Source organism: Streptomyces sp. NPDC040718 (assembly GCF_055593565.1).
In genome coordinates, this window is sequence record NZ_JBVIXO010000006.1 from 437,929 (window position 1) to 460,106 (window position 22,178).

At 75.1% G+C, this 22,178-nt stretch carries 19 protein-coding genes; 7 read left to right on the forward strand and 12 right to left on the reverse strand.

Annotation, left to right across the window (positions count from 1 at the left end; all coding sequences use genetic code 11):
• Positions 1 to 126 precede the first annotated feature (126 nt).
• Positions 127 to 372 carry a DUF6158 family protein gene (locus ACZ597_RS18900; RefSeq protein WP_469112029.1) on the reverse strand — a complete coding sequence of 82 codons (246 nt, stop codon included), beginning with the start codon at positions 370 to 372 and terminating at the stop codon, positions 127 to 129.
• Positions 373 to 414: 42 nt separating this feature from the next.
• A complete protein-coding gene (locus tag ACZ597_RS18905; protein WP_471331149.1) occupies positions 415 to 1,512 on the reverse strand; it encodes an AI-2E family transporter in 1,098 nt (365 codons plus the stop codon).
• A gap of 113 nt (positions 1,513 to 1,625) precedes the next feature.
• On the opposite strand from ACZ597_RS18905, the gene ACZ597_RS18910 reads away from it, so the two are divergent.
• Positions 1,626 to 2,924 (forward strand): MFS transporter, encoded by a 1,299-nt coding sequence (locus tag ACZ597_RS18910; RefSeq protein WP_471331151.1) that lies wholly within the window; start codon positions 1,626 to 1,628, stop codon positions 2,922 to 2,924.
• Positions 2,925 to 2,999: 75 nt separating this feature from the next.
• Positions 3,000 to 3,737 (forward strand): hypothetical protein, encoded by a 738-nt coding sequence (locus tag ACZ597_RS18915; RefSeq protein ID WP_471331154.1) that lies wholly within the window; start codon positions 3,000 to 3,002, stop codon positions 3,735 to 3,737.
• 34 nt (positions 3,738 to 3,771) lie between these two features.
• Here ACZ597_RS18915 and ACZ597_RS18920 read toward each other — a convergent pair whose 3' ends face one another.
• From ACZ597_RS18920 to ACZ597_RS18935, 4 genes are all read right to left on the reverse strand, one after another.
• A complete protein-coding gene (locus ACZ597_RS18920) occupies positions 3,772 to 4,113 on the reverse strand; it encodes a hypothetical protein (RefSeq protein WP_471331156.1) in 342 nt (113 codons plus the stop codon).
• A gap of 81 nt (positions 4,114 to 4,194) precedes the next feature.
• A complete protein-coding gene (locus ACZ597_RS18925) occupies positions 4,195 to 4,419 on the reverse strand; it encodes a hypothetical protein (protein WP_471331158.1) in 225 nt (74 codons plus the stop codon).
• A gap of 142 nt (positions 4,420 to 4,561) precedes the next feature.
• Positions 4,562 to 5,230 (reverse strand): response regulator, encoded by a 669-nt coding sequence (locus tag ACZ597_RS18930; protein ID WP_471331159.1) that lies wholly within the window; start codon positions 5,228 to 5,230, stop codon positions 4,562 to 4,564.
• The gene (locus ACZ597_RS18935) at positions 5,227 to 6,408 is read right to left on the reverse strand and encodes a sensor histidine kinase (RefSeq protein WP_471331162.1); all 1,182 of its coding nucleotides are present in this window, start codon (positions 6,406 to 6,408) and stop codon (positions 5,227 to 5,229) included. Before ACZ597_RS18935 ends, ACZ597_RS18930 begins: the two co-directional genes overlap by 4 nt.
• A 255-nt stretch (positions 6,409 to 6,663) precedes the next feature.
• Between ACZ597_RS18935 and ACZ597_RS18940 the strand changes: the two genes are divergently transcribed.
• On the forward strand, positions 6,664 to 8,865 hold the full coding sequence (locus ACZ597_RS18940) for an MMPL family transporter (protein ID WP_471331164.1): 2,202 nt from the start codon (positions 6,664 to 6,666) through the stop codon (positions 8,863 to 8,865).
• A gap of 65 nt (positions 8,866 to 8,930) precedes the next feature.
• Here the strand turns inward: ACZ597_RS18940 and ACZ597_RS18945 are convergent, their stop codons facing one another.
• From ACZ597_RS18945 to ACZ597_RS18955, 3 genes are all read right to left on the reverse strand, one after another.
• Entirely contained in the window at positions 8,931 to 10,724 is a 1,794-nt protein-coding gene (locus tag ACZ597_RS18945) for an ABC transporter permease/substrate binding protein (RefSeq protein ID WP_471331167.1), read from the reverse strand.
• Positions 10,724 to 11,785, reverse strand: coding sequence for a quaternary amine ABC transporter ATP-binding protein (locus ACZ597_RS18950; RefSeq protein ID WP_471331357.1), 1,062 nt, complete (start codon positions 11,783 to 11,785; stop codon positions 10,724 to 10,726). Before ACZ597_RS18950 ends, ACZ597_RS18945 begins: the two co-directional genes overlap by 1 nt.
• Before the next feature lie 205 nt (positions 11,786 to 11,990).
• Entirely contained in the window at positions 11,991 to 12,950 is a 960-nt protein-coding gene (locus ACZ597_RS18955; protein ID WP_471331169.1) for a SigB/SigF/SigG family RNA polymerase sigma factor, read from the reverse strand.
• A gap of 144 nt (positions 12,951 to 13,094) precedes the next feature.
• On the opposite strand from ACZ597_RS18955, the gene ACZ597_RS18960 reads away from it, so the two are divergent.
• Positions 13,095 to 13,436, forward strand: a complete 342-nt coding sequence (locus tag ACZ597_RS18960; protein ID WP_471331172.1) for a MarR family transcriptional regulator — start codon at positions 13,095 to 13,097, stop codon at positions 13,434 to 13,436.
• A gap of 39 nt (positions 13,437 to 13,475) precedes the next feature.
• Here ACZ597_RS18960 and ACZ597_RS18965 read toward each other — a convergent pair whose 3' ends face one another.
• Together ACZ597_RS18965 and ACZ597_RS18970 are read right to left on the reverse strand one after the other, a co-directional pair.
• Positions 13,476 to 14,258 (reverse strand): GntR family transcriptional regulator, encoded by a 783-nt coding sequence (locus ACZ597_RS18965; protein ID WP_471331175.1) that lies wholly within the window; start codon positions 14,256 to 14,258, stop codon positions 13,476 to 13,478.
• 134 nt (positions 14,259 to 14,392) lie between these two features.
• Positions 14,393 to 15,931: an IucA/IucC family protein gene (locus ACZ597_RS18970; protein ID WP_471331177.1), complete on the reverse strand. Its 1,539-nt coding sequence runs from the start codon at positions 15,929 to 15,931 to the stop codon at positions 14,393 to 14,395.
• A 114-nt stretch (positions 15,932 to 16,045) separates the two neighbouring features.
• On the opposite strand from ACZ597_RS18970, the gene ACZ597_RS18975 reads away from it, so the two are divergent.
• Complete coding sequence (locus ACZ597_RS18975; protein WP_471331360.1) at positions 16,046 to 17,590, forward strand: IucA/IucC family protein; 1,545 nt, start codon at positions 16,046 to 16,048, stop codon at positions 17,588 to 17,590.
• Between the two features lie 57 nt (positions 17,591 to 17,647).
• Positions 17,648 to 18,310 (forward strand): class I SAM-dependent methyltransferase, encoded by a 663-nt coding sequence (locus ACZ597_RS18980; RefSeq protein ID WP_471331180.1) that lies wholly within the window; start codon positions 17,648 to 17,650, stop codon positions 18,308 to 18,310.
• Between the two features lie 145 nt (positions 18,311 to 18,455).
• Here ACZ597_RS18980 and ACZ597_RS18985 read toward each other — a convergent pair whose 3' ends face one another.
• Positions 18,456 to 18,884 carry a DUF8189 domain-containing protein gene (locus tag ACZ597_RS18985; RefSeq protein WP_471331183.1) on the reverse strand — a complete coding sequence of 143 codons (429 nt, stop codon included), beginning with the start codon at positions 18,882 to 18,884 and terminating at the stop codon, positions 18,456 to 18,458.
• Positions 18,885 to 19,219: 335 nt separating this feature from the next.
• Between ACZ597_RS18985 and ACZ597_RS18990 the strand changes: the two genes are divergently transcribed.
• Entirely contained in the window at positions 19,220 to 22,087 is a 2,868-nt protein-coding gene (locus tag ACZ597_RS18990; protein WP_471331185.1) for an AfsR/SARP family transcriptional regulator, read from the forward strand.
• The last annotated feature ends 91 nt before the right edge of the window (positions 22,088 to 22,178 follow it).

The window sequence follows — 22,178 nt, forward strand, 5'->3', positions numbered from 1 at the left end:
CGTCCAGGGGTCCGTCAGGGGATCGCGGGGATCCGCCCGCCTTCCGGGTTTCACCCGGCCGCCGTCGGGCACAAGCCCACTGCCGCCCCGCGCATTCGCGGGGCGGACCAGTTTCCGGGGGCTCGCTCAGTCCTCGCCCGCCGTGCGGGCGCGGGCCCCGGAGCGGGTGCGGGCCGCGGTGGGGGCGCGCTGCGGGTGGCGGCGCACGTACTCGTCCTCCAGCTCCTTCAGCCGCTGGGTGTGCGTGGCCAGCGCGTCGTCCGAGCCGTGCAGCAGTGTCTCGTGGCGCGTGCGGTGGATGGTCTCCAGCTCCTTGAGCAGCCGGCCGTCCTCCAGCTCCCGCGCCGCCGCACCGGCGGCGTGCTCTGCCATGGCAACCACCTCCACGTCCTACGGTAGACGCGCAGGGGGCGATCAGCCGTCCGGGCGGGGCTCCGGCTCGGGCTCCCGGTCCGGCCGCGGTTCGTCCCCCGGCTCGCCGGCCTCGGAGCGCAGGGCGCAGCGGACCGACCAGGCCACCGAGACCAGCGGGACGGCGACCACCGCGCCGACCACTCCCGCCGCGATGGCCCCCGCGATCACCGAGACCGCCACCACCAGCGGGTGCAGCCGCACGGCCCAGCTCATCACCAGGGGGTGCAGCAGGTGCCCCTCGATCTGCCCGATCACCACGATCAGCGCGATCACGACCGCCGCGATGACCGGCCCGCGCGCCGCCAGCGCCACCACCGCGGCGACCGCGAGGGCGACGGGGGATCCCACCAGGGGGACGAAGGCCGCGAAGAACTCCAGCAGGGCGAGCGGGAGGGCGAGCGGGACCCCGAGGAAGTACAGCGCCACCCCGACGAGCACCGCGTTTGTCGCCGCGACCAGCACGATCCCGTGCGTGTACCCGGTGAACGTACGCCAGGCCGCGATTCCGGCGAGGGCCGTGCGGCCGCGCGCCCGCTCGGGCAGCTGGGCGCAGAACCAGGCCCACTGGCGGCCGCCGCCGTGCAGGAAGAAGACCGAGGAGAACACCGCGAGCGCCAGTACGGTGAGCACCTGCACCACGTGGCCGGCTCCGCTCACCGCCGTGCTCAGCAGGGTCGAGCGGTGGGTGGAGAAGTACTCGCCGATCTTGGCCTGGAGGCCGGTGAGCGCCCCCGGGTCCAGCCGGAAGGGCGGCCGCTCCAGCCATTTCTCGATGCTGGCGAGGCCCTCGCGGAACTCCCGGACCAGGGTGGTGCTCTCCCCCGCCACCGCTTCGCCGACCAGCGCGAGGATTCCCAGCAGCAGGACGGTGCTCCCGATGAGGGTGACCGCGACGGCGGCGGGGCGGGGCAGGATCCGGGCCAGGCCGCGGGTGGGCGGCGACAGCAGGGCGGTGACGACGAGGCCGAGGAAGAGCGCCACGCCGATCTCGTGGAAGCGCCCGAGCAGCGAGAACACCGCGTAGACGGCGACGCCGACGACCAGCAGGCGCCATGCGTAGGCGGCGGCCGTACGCAGGAACGGGGACACCGGCGGCATGACCCATGGGTGCCACGGGCGGTGGCCGCTGCCACGCGCCGGGGGCCGATTTGACCCGTCCGGGGCGAAAATGCGTTGCCCGGGTGTCCGGCGGGCGCGCAGCATGGCCCCTCGTGAGCAAATCCCGTCTGTCCTCCGTACTGCCCGACCTGTCCCCCTGGCGTTCCGGCCGTGACTTCCGGCTGCTGTTCTTCCAGGGCACGGTCACCTTCTTCGGCTCCTTCATGGCGATGATCGCCCTGCCGCTCCAGATCAAGCACCTGACGGACTCGCCGCTGGCGGTCGGTGCCATGGGCGCGGTGGAGCTGGTCCCGCTGGTGGTCTGCGGGCTGTACGGCGGGGCGCTGGCCGACGCGGTGGACCGGCGGCGGCTGATCCTGCTGACGGAGGCGGGGCTCGGGGTGCTCGCGCTGGTGCTGCTGGTGAACTCGCTGCTGCCGGATCCGCTGCTGTGGCCGCTGTACGTGGTGGCGGCCGGGGTGTCGGCGCTGACGGGGCTCCAGCGTCCGGCGCTGGACTCGCTGATGGCGCGGATCGTGCCGCACGACCAGCTGAGCGCCGCCGCCGCGCTCAACGCGCTGCGCTACCAGTTCGGGGCGATCGCCGGTCCGGCGCTGGCCGGCGTGGTCGTGGCGTACGCCGGCTACGCGTCCGCGTACGCGGTGACCGTCGCGGGCTTCGCCGTCTCGGTGGTCCTGTGCGCGCGGCTCAGCCCGGCGCCGCCGGCCGGGGCCGCGGAGCGGCCCTCGCTGCGGGCCATCGCCGAGGGCGCCCGGTACGCGTGGAGCCGGCCGGTGCTGCTGGGCACGTACGCCGTCGACCTGGCGGCCATGTTCTTCGCGTTCCCGAACACGATCTTCCCGTTCCTGGCCGACGAGCTGGACGCCGTGTGGGCCCTGGGCCTGATGTACGCGGCGGGCGCGGTGGGCTCTCTGGTGCTGGGGCTGACCAGCGGCTGGGTGTCGGGGGTGCGCAAACACGGGCTGCTGGTGGTCTTCGGGGCCGCCGCCTGGGGCCTCGCGATCGCGGCGGCGGGCTGGTTCTCGAACATCTGGCTGGTGCTGCTCTGCCTCGCGGCGGCGGGCGCCGGCGACATGCTGAGCGCGCTCGGCCGGTCCACGATCTGGAACCAGACGATCCCGGAGGAGCTGCGGGGGCGGCTCGCGGGGATCGAGGTGCTCTCGTACAGCGTCGGGCCGCAGCTCGGACAGGTCCGGGCGGGCACCATGGCCGGCTGGACCGGGACGCGGCCGGCGTTCTGGAGCGGCGGGCTCGCGTGCGTGGCGTCCGTGGCCCTGCTGGCCGCGCTGCTGCCGAAGCTGGTCTCCTACGACGCGGACACCGACGAGGACGCGCTGCGTCGCAGGGCCGCCCGGGAGGCGCAGCCGCAGCCGGCGGACGCGAAGGCCTGACCCCGCCCTCCCCCGGGGCGCCCGAACGGCGGTCCTCACGGTGCGCGGCACGGCCGGGGCCGGGAGGGTGACGGCATGGGCGACTGGTGGTACCGCAACATCCAGGAGCCGGGGAAACTGCCCCTGCTCCTGGCACTGTCGGCGTTCGTCGTGACCTTCGCGGTGACCCGCGTCATCACCCGGATGATCCGGGCCGGCAAGGGGCCCTTCCGGAACGTCACCCCCGGCGGCCTGCACGTGCACCACTGCGTCCCCGGGGTGATCCTGATGACCGTCGGCGGCTTCACCGCGATCGCGGGCGGCCGGACGGGGTGGGGTTCCTGGGTGGCGGCCGTGCTGTTCGGGATGGGCACGGGCCTGGTCCTGGACGAGTTCGCGCTGATCCTGCACCTGAGCGACGTCTACTGGACCGAGGAGGGCACCCTCAGCATCGAGGTGGTGGTCATGACCTCCGCCCTGGCGGGGCTGCTGCTGTGCGGGTTCCTGCCGCTGGGCGTGGACGGCCTGACCGAGGACCAGCAGGCGAACCGTCTGTTCCTCGGCGCCACCGTGCTGTTCAACCTGCTGCTGACCGCCGTGGCGCTGTTCAAGGGCAAGCCCCGGCTCGCGGTGTTCGGGATGGTCGTCCCGATGATCGCCCTGTTCGCGGCGGTGCGGCTGGCCCGCCCGGCCTCGCCGTGGGCGCGCCGCTTCTACGGGCACCGCCCCAGGACCCGGGCCCGGACCATCAAGCGCGCCTACCGGCACGACCGGCGCTGGGGCGGGCTGGAGCGCCGCATCGGCTACCTGATCGGCGGCGCGCCCAGCCGGTAGCCGCCCGGCGGTCGGGCGCCCCGGGCGTCCGCGCTCACACGGAGGCGGGGACCCCGTCGAGCTCCCACGCGTGGCGCTTGAACTCCCGCTGGAAGTCGGCGTGGTCCTCCCACTGGCGGGCGATGCCGCGCAGCACGTCCCAGTGGTGCTCGACCGACTGGTCGATGACCTTGCGCAGGAGCGGCTCGGCGGTCTCCCGCGTCTCGATGAGCCCCTTGACGGCGGAGGCCTCCAGCACGCTGTTGCGCAGCGCGCGCAGGGCCCGGGAGGTGTCGTCCATCGCGAAGCCGCGCTCGCTGCCGGTCTCGGCGTCGAACAGGGGGGTCAGCCGGGCCTCGATGAACGCGGTGATCCGCTCGAAGTGCTGCACGTCCATCAGGTTTCTCCCGTTCGTTGCTGCTCAGAGGTGTTCAGGTGCAGGATACGAGGTCGCCGCGGAGGCGTTGGCAGACAGGCCTCAGGGGAGGGTGACGGCCAGCACGGGCGGGGCGGGGGACGTCCAGCGGTGGCCGCAGGGCTCGAAGACCAGGACGACCGGTTCGCCCGGGCGCTGGCGCCAGGAGATCCGCTCCGGCGCGTCCGCGCACCGCGGGCAGGCCGGCAGCGGGGAGGCCGGGCCCGGTTCGGTCCGGCACGTGGCCGCCGCGGCGCGTACCGGCGGCGCGGTGTGCGGATCACGCATGGGGGCTCCCTGGTCCGGCGGCTGTGCTCCTGGCACTGTGCCATGCGGGGAGCCCCCCGCGCACCGGCGGATCATCCAGTGTTCTGGCTGGTCAGGCGTGCGACTGCCAGGGGGATTCCGGGTGTCTGCGGGCACTTGGTGATCAAGCGCTCCTCCGCTCGGCCTCGACCAGCCCCGTCTCGTACGCGGCGATCACCGCTTGGGCCCGGTCCCGTACGCCCAGCTTCCCGAAGACGGCGGTGATGTGGTTCTTGACGGTCGAGACGCTGATCTCCAGCTCCTCGGCTATCGCGGCGTTGTCCAGGCCGCGGGCGAGCAGCCGCCAGATCTCCAGCTCGCGCGGGGTGAGTCCGTCGGGCGCCGCCGGGGCGGGCCGGGGCTCGCGCGGGGCGGTCCGTACGTAGGTGGAGATCAGCCGGGTCAGCAGCCTCGGCGCGACGGCGGCCTCGCCGGCGTGGACGGTGCGGACGGCCGCGATCAGCTCCTCCGGGGAGACGTCCTTGGGCAGGAAGCCGTAGGCGCCGGCGCGCAGGGCGGCGACCACGTACTCGTCCATGTCGAAGGTGCTCAGCGCGAGCACCCGGGACCCGGGCCGGACTTCGGCCAGCCGCGCGGTGGCGGCCACTCCGTCGAGCACCGGCATGCGGATGTCCATGACGACCACGTCGGGGCGCAGCTCCTGGGCGAGGGCCACGGCCTCGGCGCCGTCCGCGGCCTCGCCGACGACCTCGACGTGCGGGTCGGGGGCGAGGATCAGGGCCAGGCCCCGCCGTACCAGCGGCTGGTCGTCGGCGATCAGCACGCGGATCATCGGCGGTGTTCCTCTCGTTGCGGGTGGGGTTGGTGGTGCGCTTCGGGGGCTGCCGGTACGGGGAGCCGGACCGCGACCCGGAAGCCGCCCTCCTCGCGGGGTGCGGCCTCCAGGGCGCCGCCGTGCAGGGCGACGCGTTCCCGCATGCCGATCAGGCCGTACCCGCCGCCGCGGTACGGGCGCCGGGCGGAGCCGTCGGCGGGGCCCTCGTCGCAGACCTCCACGGCGATCTCGTCCGGACGGTACGTCAGCCTCACCCGGGCCGGGGCGTTCCCGGCGTGCTTGCGGGCGTTGGTCAGGGCTTCCTGGACGACCCGGAACACCGTCAGGCCGACGGTGGGCGGCAGCGGGCGGGCGGGGCCGCTCACGGTGAGTTCGGTGTCCATCCCGGCGGCCCGGGACTCCGTGACGATCCGTTCCAGGTCCCCGGCTCCGGGTTGCGGGGCCGGCACGGCGGTCTCCGGTTCCTCCCCGGCCCGCAGGACGTCGAGCAGCTGCCGCATCTCGCCGAGGGCCATCCGCCCGGAGTCCTCCAGGGTCACCAGGGCCTCGCGGGCGGCCCCGGGGTCGTGGGCGAGGTTGGCCCGGGCCCCGCCGGCCATGAGCTGCATGGTGGTGATGTGGTGGGCGACGATGTCGTGCAGCTCCCGCGCGATGCGGCGGCGTTCCTCGGCCACCGCCCGTTCGGCGAGCAGGGCCCGCTTGGCCTCGGTCTCCACCTGCCAGCGCCGGGCCACGAGGCCGGTGGTGACGACGAGCAGGGTCGCGGCCGTGTTGGCGAGGAGGCCGTAGCCGGGGTCGAGGAGCCGGCCGCCCTGTCCCAGGCTGGTCATCGGCGGTGTCACCAGGGCTGCGCACACCACCGCGGGCGTCCGGCAGGCCACGGCGACCGAGTACAGGGCGACGGCCGGGGTGAGTCCGAAGTGCGGGGAGACCGACGTGGCCAGGTTCACCACCGCACCGAGGACCAGTACGACCGCGAGCGTCACGACGGGGTGGCGGCGCCGGGCCAGCAGGGCCAGGGCGGAGGCCAGTACGAGGAACGCGGCGGTGACCCCCAGCGGAGCGCCCTCGAACTGGGTGTCGAGGGCGAAGCCCGTGAGGTCCACGGCCGCCGCGCCGACCGCCACCAGTGCGTCGTTGCGCGTCCACGTCAGCCTCTCGGCACGCGTGCCCATTCCTCGGCCCTTTCCCCACGGACCGCCGTGGGGCCGCCCTCGTGGATCCATTCTCCCATCGGGCCGGGTGGCGGACACCGGCCGAGGGGACCGGCCCGGACCAGGACCAGGGTCCTGGTCGGGCCCTGGTCCCGGACCGTGGTCCCGGCGGCGGGATCCTCCTCCGCCAGGACGTTTTCCGCTCCGGCCGCTGATGGTCTGGATACCGGCCGGCCGCGAGGGCCGGAATCCGCACGGAAAGACCGGAGGAGAACAGTGATCCGCGCCCTGACGGGATGCTCGACCAGGAACCCGTGGAAGGTGATCGCCCTGTGGGCGGTGCTCGGCATCGGGCTGGCCATCCTCGGCCAGGTGTTCGTCTTCCGCGCCACCCAGCCCGGCAACGACGGCTTCCTGCCCGCCTCGTACGATTCGGCGGCCGCACTGCGGATCTCCGAGGAGAGCTTCGGGGCCCGGCCGGACTCCGACCCGCTGACGGTCCTGGTGGCCCGTACGGACGGGGCGGCGCTCACCGCTCCCGACGAGCGCCGGATCGAGGAGGTGTCGCAGCGGCTGGCCCGCCAGAAGGTCGTCATGCCGAAGCAGGAGGAGGATGCGCCCTTCATGGAGGACCACTCCCAGACGCCGAGGATCGGCGCGGGGATGACGGCTCCGGACCGGTCCTTCCGGCTGCTGTCGGTGGAGCTGAAGGGCAATCCGCAGGACCCCGGGGTGCAGAGCACCTACAAGGCGTTCCGCGAGCAGGCGCGGGCGGCGTTCGGCGGGGCGGGCCTGCGGACCGGGTTCACGGGCGGGCTGGCCGCCACGGTGGACACCGCCGACGCCGAGAAGACCCGGTCGACGGTGGTCGGCGCGGTGGTGATGGGGCTGATCGTGCTGCTCCACGTACTGGTCTTCCGCAGTGTGCTCGCGGCGCTGCTGCCGCTGCTCGCGATGGCGGTCATCGGGGGCGCGGCGGCCGGGAGCGTGATCATGGCGTCGATGGCGAGCGGCATCCGGCTGGCCCCCTCCACCCCCGGGCTGATCAACGTGGTGCTCATGGGCATCGGGATCGACTACTTCCTCTTCCTGCTGTTCCGCTTCCGCGAGCAGCTGCGCCGGCACCCCGGGCAGAGCGGGCGCGAGGCGGCCGCGGAGGTCGCGGGCCGGGTGGGCACGGCCGTCACTTCGGCGGCGCTGACGATCGTGGCCGCCTTCGCCACCCTCGGGATCGCCTCCTTCGGCCAGTTCCGGGTGCTGGGCCCGGCGATCGCGGTGTCGGTGCTGGTGATGCTGCTGGGCAGCCTGACCCTGATGCCGGCGCTGCTGGCCGTGACCGGCCGGAAGATGTTCTGGCCCTCGCGCGCCCTGAAGCACGAACCCCGTGAGGGCGTGGCGGGCCGGCTCGGCCGGCTGACCGCCCGGCGTCCGGTGGTGCTGGTACTCGCCTCGCTGGCGCTGCTCGGCGCGCTGACGGCGGGTGTGGCCGGGATCCGCATGGACTACGGGCAGTCCGGCGCGGGCGGCGAGCGGACCGCGGCGGTGGAGACGGCCGGGGAGATCTCCCGCGCCCTGCCCGCCGGGGTCTCGGACCCGACGAGCGTGCTCGTCGCCGCGAAGGACGGCGCTCCGCTCGGCGCGGAGCGGGTGGCCGGGCTGGCCGGGGCGCTCGCCCGGGTCCCCGGGGTGGGCGGCGTCGCGCCGACGGTGCTGAGCGAGGACGGGAAGGCGGCCCGGATCGACCTGCTGCTGAACGTCGAATCCGGCGGGCAGCAGGCCCGCGACCTGGTTTCCGGGCCGGTGCGGGAGACGGTCCGGGCGAACCTGCCGGCCGGGACCGAGGCCCATGTCGGCGGAACCGCCTCGGTGTTCGCGGACATCGCGGTGGCCGTGGACAAGGACCTGAAGGTCATCTTCCCGGTGGCGGCGGTACTGATCGCGGTGATCCTGCTGGTGCTGCTGCGGAGCGTGCTCGCGCCGCTGGTGCTGATGCTCGCGGTCGGGCTCGGCTTCGCGGCCACGCTGGGGGCCTCGGCCCTGGTCTTCCAGCACGGTCTGGGGCGGCCGGGCGTGGACTTCACGCTGCCGCTGGTGCTGTTCCTGTTCGTGGTGGCGCTGGGCACCGACTACAACATCCTGATCAGCGACCGGCTCCGGGAGGAGATGGAACGCCCGGGACCGGCCCGCGCCGCGGTGGCCCGCGCCGTACGGCACACCGCGCCGGCGATCGCGACGGCCGGGCTGGTGCTCGCCGCGTCCTTCGGCAGCCTGGCCGTGAGCCCGCACGCCGGGACCCAGCAGACCGGTTTCGCGACGGCGGTCGGGATCCTGCTGTCCGCGTTCGTCCTGTCGGCCGTGCTGGTGCCGGCGCTGGCCGCGCTGCTGGGCCGCTCGCTGTGGTGGCCGCTGCGGCCGCGGGTGCGCGGCAGTGAGCCCCGGGCGGACCGGCCCGGAGACGATCGGGTGTTGGTGGGCTGAGCCGCGTACGCGCAGGCCGGGGCGCCCGGGACCAGGTGGTCCCGGGCGCCCCGGCGCGTGGTGCGTCAGGCGAGCGCGGCCACCTCCGGGTGGTCGGCGAGCCAGGCGCGGACGGCCTGCTGCTCCTTGCCCTTGCCCATCTCCTGGATCTTCGCCTCCAGGCCGGTGAGCTGGGCCTCGGTCAGCTTGAACGAGCGCAGCCAGGCGGCGATCTCGGGCTCGTCGGCGGCGAACCCCTTGCGGGTGAGGGTGTGGATGCCGTCGCCCTCGCCCCATACGCCCCTGGGGTCGGCCAGCTTGGTCAGCTCGTAGGTGGAGTACGCCCAGTGCGGGGACCACAGCACGGTCACCACGGGCTCTTCCTTCTCGTAGGCCCGCTTCAGCTCGGCGAGCATGCCGGGGGTGGACCCGTCGACGACCTGGTACTCCCCTTCGAGGCCGTACTCCTTGAGGACCTTCTCCTTCAGCACGGACATGGCGCCGGCGCTCGGCTCGATGCCGATGATCCGGCCCTTGAACCGGGCCCCCTTGCCCTTGAGGTCCTCCAGGGAGCGCACGTCCTTGACGTACGAGGGGACCGAGAGCTCGATGGAGGTGGGCCCGTACCAGGAGCCCAGGTCGTCCAGCTTGTTCCCGTACTTCTCCCAGTACCGGGCCTGGGTGACGGGGAGCCAGGCGTCGGTCTGGAAGTCGACCTGGCCGCCGGCGAGGCCGGTGAACAGCGCGCCGAGCTCCAGCTGCCGGGCGTCCACCTTGAAGCCCCGGCGTTCCAGCAGCTCCTTCCACAGGTAGGTGGAGGCGGTGCCCTCGTCCCAGGGGATGTAGCCGATGCTGACCTTCCGTCCCTCGCCGGTGTTCTGGGCGCCGGTCGCGGCGGCCGGGGAGCCGGAGCCGCCGAAGGTGCTCAGTCCGCCGGCGACGAGGGCGAGGACGACGGCCGCGGTAACGGCGTACGCGGGCTGCGGGCGGTGGTTCCACAGCCGGGCCGTGCCGCTCGCGGCGGACCGGGCCAGGGCCTGTGCCCGGCGGCCGACCGGGGAGACCTGGCGGCCCAGGGCCCCGGTCATCCGGTCCAGGTACATGGCGAGGACCACGATGGACAGGCCGGCCTCGAAGCCGAGGCCGATGTCGACGCTGCCGATGGCCCGGTAGACGGCACCGCCGAGTCCGCCGCCGCCGACCATGCCGGCGATGACCACCATGGACAGGCCGAGCATGATGACCTGGTTGACGCCCGCCATGATCGTGGGCAGGGCCAGCGGCAGCTGGACGCGTACGAGGGTGTCGCGCGGGGCGGTGCCGAAGGCTTCTGCGGCCTCGACCAGTTCGGTGTCCACCTGGCGGATCCCGAGTTCGGTCATCCGTACGCCCGGTGGCAGGGAGAAGACGATGGTGGCGATGATCCCGGGGACCACGCCCACGCCGAAGAAGATGATGCCGGGGATGAGGTACACCATGGCCGGCATGGTCTGCATGAAGTCCAGCACGGGCCGCAGGGCGGCGCTGACCCGGTCGGAGCGCGCGGCCCAGATGCCCAGCGGGAGGGCGAACGCCAGTGTGACGAGGGTGGCGACCAGGACCAGGGACAGTGTGGACATGGCCTCGTCCCACAGGGCCACGGAGTCCACGAGCGCGAAGGCCCCGAAGGCGAGCAGGCCCGCGAGGAGGCCGCGCAGCCACCAGGCGCCGAGGGCGAGGAGGCCGGCGAAGAGCAGCGGCGCGGGGGCGGACAGCACGGCGTTCGTGCCGTCGTAGAGGCCTCCGACCAGGGTGCTGACGGTGTCGAAGAGCCAGGACAGGTGGCGTTGGAGGAAGTCGACGGTGCTGTCGGCCCAGGCTCCGAGGTGCAGGCGGGGCATCAGGCGGCCACCTCCGCGCAGGCCATCGGGGGCCGTTGCTCGTCGCCGATGAAGGCGACGAGCCGGTCCTTGGGCACGGAGCCCACGACGGCGCCGTCCGCGCCGGCGACGGCGACCGGGTGGGGCACGCGGGCGCTGACGGAGCAGAGGTCGGCGAGCGGGGTGTCGGGGCTGACGGTGGGGCAGGCGCAGGCTCCGGCGTCCTCGGCGGGGACGTCCATGACGGCGTCGGCGGTCAGGACGCGGGAGCGGTCCACGTCCTGGACGAAGGAGGCGACGTAGTCGTCGGCGGGACGGGTGAGGATGTCCTCGGCCGTGCCCTGCTGGACGATCCGGCCGTCGCGCATGACGGCGACGCGGTCGCCGAGGCGCATGGCCTCGTTGAGGTCGTGGGTGATGAAGACGATGGTCTTCTTCAGGGAACGCTGGAGTTCGAGGAGCTGGTCCTGCATGTCGCGGCGGATCAGCGGGTCCAGGGCGCTGAAGGACTCGTCCATCAGGAGCAGGTCGGCGTCGGTGGCCAGGGCGCGGGCGAGGCCGACGCGCTGCTGCATGCCGCCGGAGAGCTCGTCGGGCCAGGAGTTCTCCCAGCCGCCGAGCCCGCACAGCGCGAGCGCCTCGGCGCCGCGGCGTTCGCGCTCGGCCCGGGGGACGCCCTGGACCTCCAGACCGTAGGCGGCGTTGGCCAGGACGTCGCGGTGCGGGAAGAGCGCGAAGTGCTGGAAGACCATGGAGACCCGGGTGGAGCGTACGCGGCGCAGCTCGCGCGGGGTCAGCGCGGTGAGGTCCTCGCCGTCGAAGAGGATGCGGCCGGAGGTGGGTTCCAGCAGTCCGTTGAGCATCCGCAGGAGGGTGGACTTGCCGGAGCCCGACAGGCCCATCACGACGAAGATCTGACCCGGCTCGACGCGGAACGAGGCGTCGATCACCGCCGCCGTGGTGCCGTCGGCGCGCAGTTCGTCGCGGTCGGCGCCGCGTTCGAGCGCGCGGACCGCGGCCGCCCGGCGGTCGGGTCGTCTGGCGAACACCTTGTAGACGTGCTCGGCCTGGAGCGTGGACACATACACCTCGCGGGTCGTACCGGGTCCGGCCCGCCGCCGGTGGCCGCGGGCCGGGGAGCGGGGCGGGATCGGCCCGCGCGGTCCGCGCCGCTCCGGCCCATCGGCCGGAGCATGCGGTTCCGCTCCAGCGGCCCGCATGCCCGGCCTTCACCGCCGCAAACGGTGAAGTGATCCAACTCACGCCGGGGTTGGGTGCCGAGGGGGGTCAGCGGCCGTGCCGCCCGGGACCCGTCTCGGCGTCGGCGAGCATGGAGGTGCGCAGGTGGGCGAGGAGCCGGGTGAGGAGCCGGGAGACCTGCATCTGGGAGATGCCGAGGGCGGCCCCCATCTGGGCCTGGGTCAGCTCTTCGCCGAAGCGCATCCGGAGCATGGTGCGTTCGCGGTCGCTGAGCCGTTCCAGCAGCGGGGCGAGGGTCTGGATGTCCTCCACGAGCTCCAGGGCCGGTTCCTCCTCGCCCAGCACCTCGGCGAGGGTGTGGCCCTCGGCGGGTCCGTCGCCGTGCTCGGCGTGCGGGGCGTCGAGGGAGCCGCTGGTGTGTCCGTTGGCGGCGACCAGACCCTCTATGACCTGCTCCTCGGTGAGGTCGAGGTACGCGGCGAGGTCGCGGACGGTCGGCGAGCGGTCGAGCCGGACCGTCAGCTCCTCCTTCGCCTTGGCTATGTCGATGCGCAGCTCCTGGAGACGGCGCGGGACGTGGACGGCCCAGGCGGTGTCGCGGAAGTGGCGCTTGATCTCACCCGTGATGTACGGCATGGCGAGGGTGGCGAACTCGTTCTCGCGGGCCGGGTCGAACCGGTCGATGGCCTTGATCAGGCCGATGGTGCCGACCTGGACGAGGTCGTCGACGTCGCCGGCGGAGCCTTCGGCGCGGCCGCGGAAGCGGCGGACGGCGTACTGGACGAGCGAGGCGTTCATCTCGATCAGGGTGTTGCGCACGTACTGGTACTCGGGGGTGCCCTCCTCCAGTTCGCGCAGCCGCCCGAAGAACACCTTCGACAGCTCCCGCGCGTCCGCCGGGGCCACCTCGCGGGGTTCGTCGATGCGGGGCAGACCGGCTGCGCGGGCGGCGGCCCGGCCGCTGTGGCGGGGGCCGGGGAGAAGGGGTCCGACGGTACGGGCCTCGGCGGGGTCGGCGGTATGGGAGGGGCGGGCGGGGACCGGCATGGGGTTCGCTCCTTGGGCTGGTCGGCTTGCGGCGCGGGACCTTGACTGCCCTCGACTCTGGACCGGATCCGCTCACACGTCAAGAAATACCGGAATTGCTTTTCACGTCTTGTATCACGTGAACCGAGTGTGCATCATGACCGCATGGGGAGCCCGACACGCAGAGAGAACTGGACATTTCTCACAAATCACGCCCGCGTCCTGGTGACTCTCGCCCGGGATCCCGAGGCGCGCGTGAGGGATGTCGCCCTCGTGTGCGCGCTCACCGAGCGCACGGTCCAGGCGATCGTGACCGACCTCGAATCGGACGGCTACCTGCGGCGCGTACGTGACGGGCGGCGCAACCGCTACGAGATCTCGGCGGGCGCCATGTTCCGGCACCCCGCCGAGGCGGGGGTGCAGGTGGCCGGCCTGCTCGCGCTGCTCACCGGGGCCCCCGGCGCCGCCGGAACCGCCGCGCCGCACGCCCCGGCCGTCCCGGAGTAGGCCGCGCCGCACGCCCCGTACGCGCCACCCGTACGTGTGCTACGTCACACGGAAGGCGATCGCCTCGGGCTCGCGGTGGAAGGTCAGCCGGTCCCAGTCGGTGAACGCCAGGTCCGTGACGGCCAGCAGCCGCCCGGAGCCGTCGTGCACGGTGCGGCGCACGGACAGCCCGCAGGCTGGCGCGGCTCCGGCCGGATGGGTGGTACGGGTCATCGTGATGGTCTCCGAGGTCCGGCCGCGCGCCGCGGCCCGCTCCAGCCAGCGGTGCAGCGGCCGCAGGTCCTCGGCCCGGGCCCCGTCCGGCCGGTCGAGGTAGGCCGCCAGCTCCGGGGTGCGGGCCACCGTGCGCGGGCAGAGGTACGTCACCGTGTGCCGGATCACGCGCCCGCCGGGCCCGTGCACGTGGCGGTGGTGCACCAGGGTGCGCTCCCCGCCGGCCATCCCGAGCAGGGCGGCGAGCGAGGGCGGCACGGTGACCAGGGTCAGCCGGGTCCGGGTGAGGCGGGGGCCGGGGCCGGCCTGCCGGGTCGGGGCGGGCCGGGAGCCGGGGCGCGCGGGGGGTGCGGCGTACCCGGCGCCGGGCAGGGCCGCGGCCCGGGTGCCCCGCCGGCCCGTGACGACCAGTCCGTCGGCCCGCAGCTCCTGGAGCGCGGCCCGGACCGTCTGCCGGTTGACCTCGTAGCGGGCGGCCAGGGTGCGTTCGGAGGGCAGTCTGCCGCCGGAGGTCCGGGCGGCGCGGTCGAGTTCGTCCCGCAGCTGTGCGGCGATCCGCTGGTACTTGGGCATGGCGGCCGGGCCGCCGCCCCGCGAAGGGGAGGGCATGGCTTCTCCTCTGACGGGTGGTCAAGGACTGCGCGGTCTGCCCGGCCAACCTAGCATTGGTCTATACCTTTCGGTACGGGGGTTCCGGCGGCCCGGCCCACCTTGGCCGAATCCCGCGCCCGTCCACCGCCCGCTCATTCCCCCCGCAGCGGGTTGGGCAGCGGCAGGTAGCGCGCGTCGGCGCCGTCCGCCCGGGTCCAGCGCAGCAGGAGGTTCGTCTTGGCCGGAAGCGCGGGGGCCGCGAGCAGCTCCGCGATCTCCGGCAGGCCGTACGCGGCGTCGTAGCGCAGCAGCTCCTCGCGGACCGCGGGCCACACCCCGCCGGCCGCCCCGGGGTGGTGCTCGGCCAGGGCTCCGCCCACCTCCGCGAGGTGGTTGACGACCAGGCAGTACACGAGCCGCTGCCAGGCGCCCTCGCGCGGCATGTCCCCGGGGAGTTTCACGCCCTCCGCGTCGCGGAAGAGGGCCTGCACCGGCATGCCCCGGCCGTCCACGGCGACCAGGCAGTTCTGGAGGTGGGCCTCCAGCACGATCCCGTGCCGGGCGAACAGGTCCAGGACCGGAGGCACGACATGGCGCAGGTACGCCCGCCACCAGGCGGCCGGGTCGGAGGCGGCCTCCAGCGGGCTGCCGGCGAACCCCTCGGCGAGGGCCGCGGACAGCAGCGGCACCGCGCCCGCCGCCACCCCGGTGCGCAGGCCGTCGCGGACCAGGACGGCCAGTTCCTCGAAGGCGAAGTCGGCGGTGCGGTACCCGCGGTCGCTCAGCCACACCGCGCCCGATCCGGTACGGCGGCGCAGATCGGCGAAGGCGGCCTCCACGGCGGAGTCGGTGCGGCGCAGCTTCAGCAGGTCGTGCCGCCACAGCCGGCGCACGTCGTTGGTGATCCGGACGTCGAGGCTGAACTTCGCGAACAGGTCGGCGTCCGGGCCTGGGGCGTACACGGTCCGCACGGAGGCGGTGGGCCACACCGGCAGCCGGGTCGGGCCCAGCCGCAGCAGACGCCCGTCGGCGAAGGCCTCGCGCACCTCCCGGCGGCCGCCGACCAGCTCCAGCTGCCAGGGGTGCGCGGGCAGCGCCCGGTATCCGGCGGGCGGGCGGGGGCCGTCGAGGATCCCGGCCAGTGCGTCGACCGCGTCGGCGGCGGCCGGACCGCCCTCCTCGGCCACCTGGTCCTCGCGCAGCCCGAGCACCACGAGGGGGAAGCGGGTGTGCGCCTCGGGGGCGTACGGCAGCCAGCTCGCGGCGGGCGCGCCGCCCCGGGCCTTGGGGGCGGGGTGGTGCGGATGGCCCATCACCAGCGCCTGTTCGGACCGGACGTACGGGTCCTCGGGCGCCTCGGCGGCCGCCCGGGCGGCCAGCAGCGCCGCGACCGCCTCGCGGCTGTCGTCGATCTCCCCGGGCAGTTCGTCGTTGGAGACGCCCGTGCAGCGGTGCAGTTCGTCGGAGACGAGCTTGACGAGCTCCGCGTGGCCGAGCCGGTGCCAGCCGTCCGCCGTGCGCAGCTCCGCGCCGGCCGGGCGGCGGCCTCCGGAGACCCGCAGCAGCCGGCCGCTGCCGCGCAGCCGGTGGACCTGCCCGCCTTCGGCCTCGCCCACCTCCCTGAGCAGGCAGTTCAGGAGCGGGGCGGCGCTGAGGGCGTCGGCGGCGGTGTTGAGGTCCACGGGTTCCATCCGGTCCGTCTGCGGGGTGCCGGCGGTGCGTGGGAAAGGACCACCGGCCGTGATCTTCAGTATCCGCGATGATGAAGTGATCATCGGCTTGACCGACCTGAGAGGACCGGACCCCTGGACCGCAGCAGGCACGTTTCCCCGCCCGACCCCGGGCACTCCCCCGCCACCCCAGCCGAGGAGGCCGTCGCCGTCGCGCTGGCCGGCGTACGGCCCGGGCTGGGGGCCGCGTACGAGGCCTCGCTGGAGGGGGCCCGCTCCGCCGTGCTGACCCGGCTGTGGCGGGCGCTTGCCTTCGAACCGCTGCCGTGGGTGGTGCGCCGGGAGCACGGGCCGGACTCGCTCAGCCTGCTGCTGGCCGGGGGCGGGCGGCTGGAGGGGCCGCCCGCCGACCCGTACGCGACGGGCTCGCGGGTCGGCGAGGTGCGCCTCGACGGGCGGCCCCACCGGCAGGCGGCCCGGCTGGTCCGGGCGCTGCGGGTGCCGCACGGCTCCGCCTTCGCCGCCGAGCTCGACGACAGCACCGCCTCCCTGGCGCTGTCCCGGGCCGGGCAGCCGGGCGGGGAGCAGCCGGAGCCGTCGGCCGGGTGGGAGTGGGAGCAGCGGGTGGTGGACGGGCACCCGTACCACCCCAACTGCCGCTCCCGGCCCGGTTTCACGGTGGCCGAGCAGCTGGCGTACGCCCCGGAACACCGGCCGGTGGTGGACCTCGGGCTGGTCCCCGTACGGGCCGCGGAGTGCCTGGTGGCCGGGGAGTGGCCGGAGCACCTGCGCGACGGGGACCGGGTCCTGGTGCCGGTCCACCCCTGGCAGGCCGAGCACGTCCTGAAGGGCGAGGAGGTCCTGCCGGGGTTCGGGGCGCATCCGCTGATGGCGCTGCGCACCCTCGCCCCGGCGGCGGGCGGCCCGCATGTGAAGACGGCGCTGAGCACCCGGCTGACCTCCTCCGTCCGGGACATCTCCGCGTACTCGGTGGAGACGGCCGCCGTGGTCTCCGCCTTCGCCCACGCGCTGACCGAACGGCTCGACGGACGGCTGCACATCACCCGGACCCTGGGCGCGGCCACCGCGTACAGCCCGGACCTGGCGGCGGTGCTCCGCGAGCCCCCGGAGGCGTACGCGGGGCCGGGCGAGCGGGTCGTGCCGGTTGCGGCGCTGGCGGGTACGGAGCCGGCGGGTTCGGCCGCCTGGCGGGCCGAGTTCGCGCGGCTGGCGCTGTCGGTGTGCCTGAGGGTGCTGGACCTCGGGGTGGCGCTGGAGGCCCACGGGCAGAACCTGCTGGTGGTGCTGGCGCCCGACGGGAGCCCGCTGCGGCTGGTCTACCGCGACCTGGCGGACATCCGGATCAGCCCGGCCCGCCTGGCCCGGCACGGGCTGCCGGTGCCGCCCCTGTCGGGCCGGCTGGTCACGGACGACGAGACGGTGCTGCGGCGCAAGCTGTTCGGCTCCCTGGCGGCCGGGGCACTCGCCTCGACGGCGGGCTCTGCCGGGGCGTTCGCCGACTGCCTCGCGGCCGGGCTGGACGGTACGGCGCCCACCGCCGACTCGGCGGCGCTGCGGAGCGGGCCGCTGCCGGTGAAGGCGCTCACGCTGATGCGGCTGAGTCCGGGGGTGCCGGGCGACCAGTGGGCGGAGCTGCCCTCGCCGCTCGCCGGAGGCTGACCGGGGCGGAACCTCCGGGGGATGAGGCGGCCGGTCGGGCGGCTACTGTTCAGGGGCATGACACAGACCTCGCGCCTCAGTGCCGTCCAGGCGTCCTACGACACCGTCGCGGTCGACCACGCCCGGCTGCTGAGCGGCGATCTGGAGGGCCGGCCCCTGGACCGGGCGGTGCTGAACGCCTTCGCCGAGTACGTGCTCGGCGGGGGCGGCGGGGCGGTGGCCGACCTGGGCTGCGGCACCGGCCGGGTGACGGCGTACCTGGACGGCCTCGGCGTACGGGCCTTCGGCGTCGACCTCTCCCCCGCGATGGTGGCGGTGGCCCGGCGCAGCCATCCGGGGCTCCGGTTCGAGGTGGGACGGATGGCCGGGCTGGACATTGCGGACGGGGTGCTGGGCGGGGTCCTGGCCTGGTACTCCACCGTCCACACCCCGCCGGAGGAACTGCCCTCCGTCTTCGTGGAGTTCGCCCGGGTGCTGGCGCCGGGGGGCCATGTGCTGGTCGCGTTCGAGGCGGGGGACGAGCGGCGCCGGCTGGAGCACGCCTACGGGCATCCGGTCGACCTCGACGTGTACGGGACCCCGCCGGAGCTGATCGCCTCGCTGCTGGCCGGGGCGGGGCTGGCGGAAGTGGCCCGGACGGTCCGGGAGCCGGGCGCGGACGAACAGGGCCCGCAGGGGTTCCTGCTGGCCCGCAAGGGCCTGCGGGATCCGGCCGCCTGAGGCGCGGCGGCGGGGCGGCCGCGGCGGCGACCGCGCCCGGCGCGCAGGCCTGGACCCCGATTGGCCCGCGCGCCGCGCGGTGGGGGGCCGGGCGGGCTCGCGGAGGTGCAGCGCCGCTACCCGCCCGGGGCTTTCGGGGAGGGCGTCAGCTCTGCCAGGCGGTCCAGCTGCCGCTGTTCAGACGGTGGCGGGACCAGCGGTCGCCGTCCATGCCCACGACGGAGACCGTGGGGTTCCAGGTGTTGTTGCCCTCGATCCGGACCCCGCTGCGGACCTCGCCGCCCATGGACTCCCAGCCGGACCAGCCGCCGCTCGCGTGGCTGTACCGGGTCCACACCGCGAAGTCGGTGCCGACGATGAAGACCTGCCGCTGCCCGTTCGGGAAGGTCTGCCACGCCTCCCCGTACTCGCAGATGTAGTCGCCGCCGAGGCCGGACACGTGACAGTAACCGGCGGCCGCCGCCGGGTTCTGGCCCGGCGCCGGGGCGGCCGAGGCCACACCGGTGAGGGCGACGCCCGCCAGGGCGAGGGTGGAGGCCGCGAGGGCCGAGGCACGGACGATGGACAAGGCCATGAAGCCGACTCCCTGTTTCCCACTCGTCTTCGGAGGATGCCGGCCGGCCCTCACGGCCCCCGCCCCCACGGGGATGGGAGGGCGGGCGCCGTGGTGCGGACCGCCCGGCGTGGAGAAGCCTTCCAGCGCCCGCAAACGCGGTCCTAACGCCGGGCTAACGGAGCGTCACCGATCCTTGCGCCACACGGCCGTTCCGGTGGCCGCTCGGGCGTTGCCGCAGGTACGGGCGGTGCGGGGTGGCGTGCAGGGGCCGCGGCGATTGGCCGGGACCCCCCTCAGGAACCGAAATACGGAGACATATGCTCGGCCGGGGAAAGCGAATGGAAGGGGCATGCATGGAGTTCCGCGTGCTGGGGACGGTCTCCTTGGTGGCCGAGTGCGGAAGGCCCGTGCAGCTGGGCCCCGCCAAGCGGCGCAGCCTGCTGGCGATGCTCCTGCTGCGGCCCAACGCGGCCGTCGGCGTGGACCGGCTGACCCGGGCACTGTGGGACGAGGACCCGCCGCGGCACTCCCGAACGGTACTGCAGGGCCACGTCTCGCGGCTGCGCGCCCTGTTCGCCGAGCACGGCGCGTCCGCCCACGGGGTCGAACTCCTCACCCAGGGAACGGCGTACGCGCTGCGGCTGCCCGAGTCCCTGGTGGACGCCCACCGCTTCGAACGGCTGCACCGGCTCGCCCGGGAGCAGCACGAACCGGCCCGGACGGTACGGCTGCTGCGGGAGGCGCTCGCACTGTGGGAGGGGCCCGCGCTGGGCGGGACCGTGGGCGGGCCCCTGCTGGAGGCCGCCGCCCACGGGCTGGACGAGCTGCGGCTGGCCGCCGTGGAGGAACTGGCCGGAGCGCACGCGCTGCTCGGCGAGCACGCCGCGGCGGCGGCCCTGCTGCGGGCGGAGGCCGTGCTGCACCCGCTGCGGGAGCCGCTGGTCGCGGCGCTGATGCTGGCGCTGGGGCGGTCGGGCCGGCAGTCGGACGCGCTGGACTGGTACCACCGCACGCGCGAGTTGCTCGCCGAGCAGCTGGGCGTCGATCCCGGAGCGGTGCTCTCGGACGCGTACACCGCTCTGCTGCGGGCCGGTGAACCCGCGCGGGCGGCCACGGCGCCCGCGGCGGTGACCGTCAGGACGGCCGGCACGGCCGCCGGGGCACCCGCCGTGGTGTCCGGGGAGCCCGCCGGGGAAGCCCGGCTGCGCGTCGTCGGCAGCGCCGACGGGCAGTCCGGGGCGGCCGGGGTGACCGGGGTGACCGGCGCGGGAATCGGCGGGACCGGCTCCGGCCCCGGTGTGGCCGTCGCTGCCGGAGCAGGGCACGCGGAGGCGCCACCGGCCGCCCGCGCCGTGACGGGACCCCAGCTGCTGCCGCGTCGGCCCGGCGGCTTCACGGGCCGCACCGGCGAACTGGCGGCGCTCGACCGGGAGGCGGCCGCGGACCCCGGCCCCGTCGTCATGCTCACCGGCAGCGCCGGCGTCGGGAAGACGGCGCTGGCCCTGCACTGGGCGCACCGGCACCGCGCGGAATTCCCCGACGGCCGGCTCTTCGCCGACCTCCACGGCTACAGCCCCATCCCGGCCAGGGACACCACCTCCGTGCTGCGCGAGTTCCTGCTCGCGCTCGGCCTCCCGGCCGAGCGGATGCCCGACTCCCCGCAGGCCCTCGGTGCCCGCTACCGGGAGCTGACCTCCGGGCGCCGGATGCTGGTCGTACTCGACAACGCCCGTGACTCCGAACAGGTGCGGCCGCTGCTGCCCGGCGGCGACGCCTGCGTCACGGTCATCACCAGCCGCAGCCGGCTCGGCGAGCTGGTGGTCTCCGACGCCGCCCGCCCCGTACCGGTGCGCGAGCTGCCCGCCGCGCAGTCCACCGAGCTGCTCGCCGCCGTCCTGGGCGCGGACCTGATCGCGGCCGAGCCGGAGGCCGCGGCGCACCTCGCGGGGCTGTGCGACGGCCTGCCGCTGGCCCTGCGCGTGGCGGCCGCCCGGCTCGCCACCCGCCCGCACCAGGGGCTCGCCGCCTTCGCCGGCGAACTCGCCGACGAGCACACCCGGCTGGACCTGCTGAACGTGGGGAACACCGGCGTCGCCGCCGCGCTCCACCTCACGGTGCAGCACCTGCCGGAGCCCGCCCGGCGGATGTTCCACCAGCTCGGACCGCACACCGGGGCCGCCCTCGACATCCGCACCGCCGCCGCGCTCGGCGGCTGCCTGCTCAGCCAGGCCGCCGCCGCCCTGGACCAGCTGGCCGCCGCCCAGCTGGTGGTGGAGGCGGGCCCGCAGTCCTACGTACTGCACGACCTGGTGCGGCTGTACGCCCGCAGCCTGTCGCCCGGTCACGACCCGGAGGGGCTGCTGCGGCTGCTCGACCACTGGCTGCGCACGCTCCTCGCGGCCTGCGCCGCCGCCGAACCGGGCAGCGAGCCCTGCTGCGCACTGCCCGCCGGGGCCCGGCCGACGGCTCCGGTGCGGCCGTTCGCCGACCGTGCGGACGCCCTGGCCTGGTTCTCCGCCGAACGGGAGGCGCTGCGCGGCGCGGTCGAATCGGCCGTCGCCGCCGGGCTGCACGACCGGGCCTGGCGGCTGGTGCTGCTCCAGTGGCCGCTGATCGTGTGGCAGGTCCGCGACGGCTGGGTGCCCCTGCTCGAACGGGCGCTGGCCTGCGCCGAAGCGGACGGCGACCCCGGCGCCCAGTCGCGCACCCGGGCGCTGCTGGGCTGGGTGCTGTCCGAGGAGGGCCGCCCGGAGGAGGCCCTCGCGCAGCTGGAGCTGGCGCCGGGCCTCGCGGCCCTGGCCGGCGACGCCAACGCGGAGGCCATCGCCCGGATCAACTTAGCCGTCGCCCTCGTGCGGGCGGGCGAACGGGCCCGGCCCGCGGAGCTGCTGGTCTCGGCGCTCGCCCTGGCGGAGCGGGCGGGACGCACCGACACGGCCGCCCTGGCCCACCAGCACCTCACGGAGCACCTGCTGACCGTGGGCGCGCCCGAGGAGGCCGCCGACCACGCGGTCCGCGGCCTGGCCCTCGCCGCCCCGCCCGCCGCGGCGCCCCGGCGGGTGGTGCTGCGCACCCTGTACGGCGAGGCGCTGGCGGCGACGGGCCGCAGGCGCGAAGCGGCGCGCCAGCTCGACGACGCCGTCCGGGAGGCGCGGGCCCACGCGTACGAGGAGGGCGAGAGCGCGGCCCGCGCGGCGCTGGCGGCGTTGGCGGAACGTTGAGGCCGGTGCCGGGCCGCCCGCCCGCCCGGCGTCGGCGCGGCCGTGGTCCGTTCGGGCGGGAAGCCGCGCCCGGCGGTCCCGCCTGCTCGGC

Bases quoted from the DNA above. Each gene is read 5' to 3' on its own strand.
- ACZ597_RS18930 (WP_471331159.1), bottom strand. From the start codon at position 5,230: ATGATCCGCGTGCTGATCGCCGACGACCAGCCGCTGGTACGGCGGGGC.
- ACZ597_RS18920 (WP_471331156.1), bottom strand. From the start codon at position 4,113: ATGGACGTGCAGCACTTCGAGCGGATCACCGCGTTCATCGAGGCCCGG.
- ACZ597_RS18925 (WP_471331158.1), bottom strand. From the start codon at position 4,419: ATGCGTGATCCGCACACCGCGCCGCCGGTACGCGCCGCGGCGGCCACG.
- ACZ597_RS18900 (WP_469112029.1), bottom strand. From the start codon at position 372: ATGGCAGAGCACGCCGCCGGTGCGGCGGCGCGGGAGCTGGAGGACGGC.
- ACZ597_RS18965 (WP_471331175.1), bottom strand. From the start codon at position 14,258: ATGCCCTCCCCTTCGCGGGGCGGCGGCCCGGCCGCCATGCCCAAGTAC.
- ACZ597_RS18970 (WP_471331177.1), bottom strand. From the start codon at position 15,931: ATGGAACCCGTGGACCTCAACACCGCCGCCGACGCCCTCAGCGCCGCC.
- ACZ597_RS18960 (WP_471331172.1), top strand. From the start codon at position 13,095: ATGGGGAGCCCGACACGCAGAGAGAACTGGACATTTCTCACAAATCAC.
- ACZ597_RS18990 (WP_471331185.1), top strand. From the start codon at position 19,220: ATGGAGTTCCGCGTGCTGGGGACGGTCTCCTTGGTGGCCGAGTGCGGA.
- ACZ597_RS18915 (WP_471331154.1), top strand. From the start codon at position 3,000: ATGGGCGACTGGTGGTACCGCAACATCCAGGAGCCGGGGAAACTGCCC.
- ACZ597_RS18935 (WP_471331162.1), bottom strand. From the start codon at position 6,408: ATGGGCACGCGTGCCGAGAGGCTGACGTGGACGCGCAACGACGCACTG.
- ACZ597_RS18985 (WP_471331183.1), bottom strand. From the start codon at position 18,884: ATGGCCTTGTCCATCGTCCGTGCCTCGGCCCTCGCGGCCTCCACCCTC.
- ACZ597_RS18945 (WP_471331167.1), bottom strand. From the start codon at position 10,724: ATGCCCCGCCTGCACCTCGGAGCCTGGGCCGACAGCACCGTCGACTTC.
- ACZ597_RS18980 (WP_471331180.1), top strand. From the start codon at position 17,648: ATGACACAGACCTCGCGCCTCAGTGCCGTCCAGGCGTCCTACGACACC.
- ACZ597_RS18905 (WP_471331149.1), bottom strand. From the start codon at position 1,512: ATGCCGCCGGTGTCCCCGTTCCTGCGTACGGCCGCCGCCTACGCATGG.
- ACZ597_RS18955 (WP_471331169.1), bottom strand. From the start codon at position 12,950: ATGCCGGTCCCCGCCCGCCCCTCCCATACCGCCGACCCCGCCGAGGCC.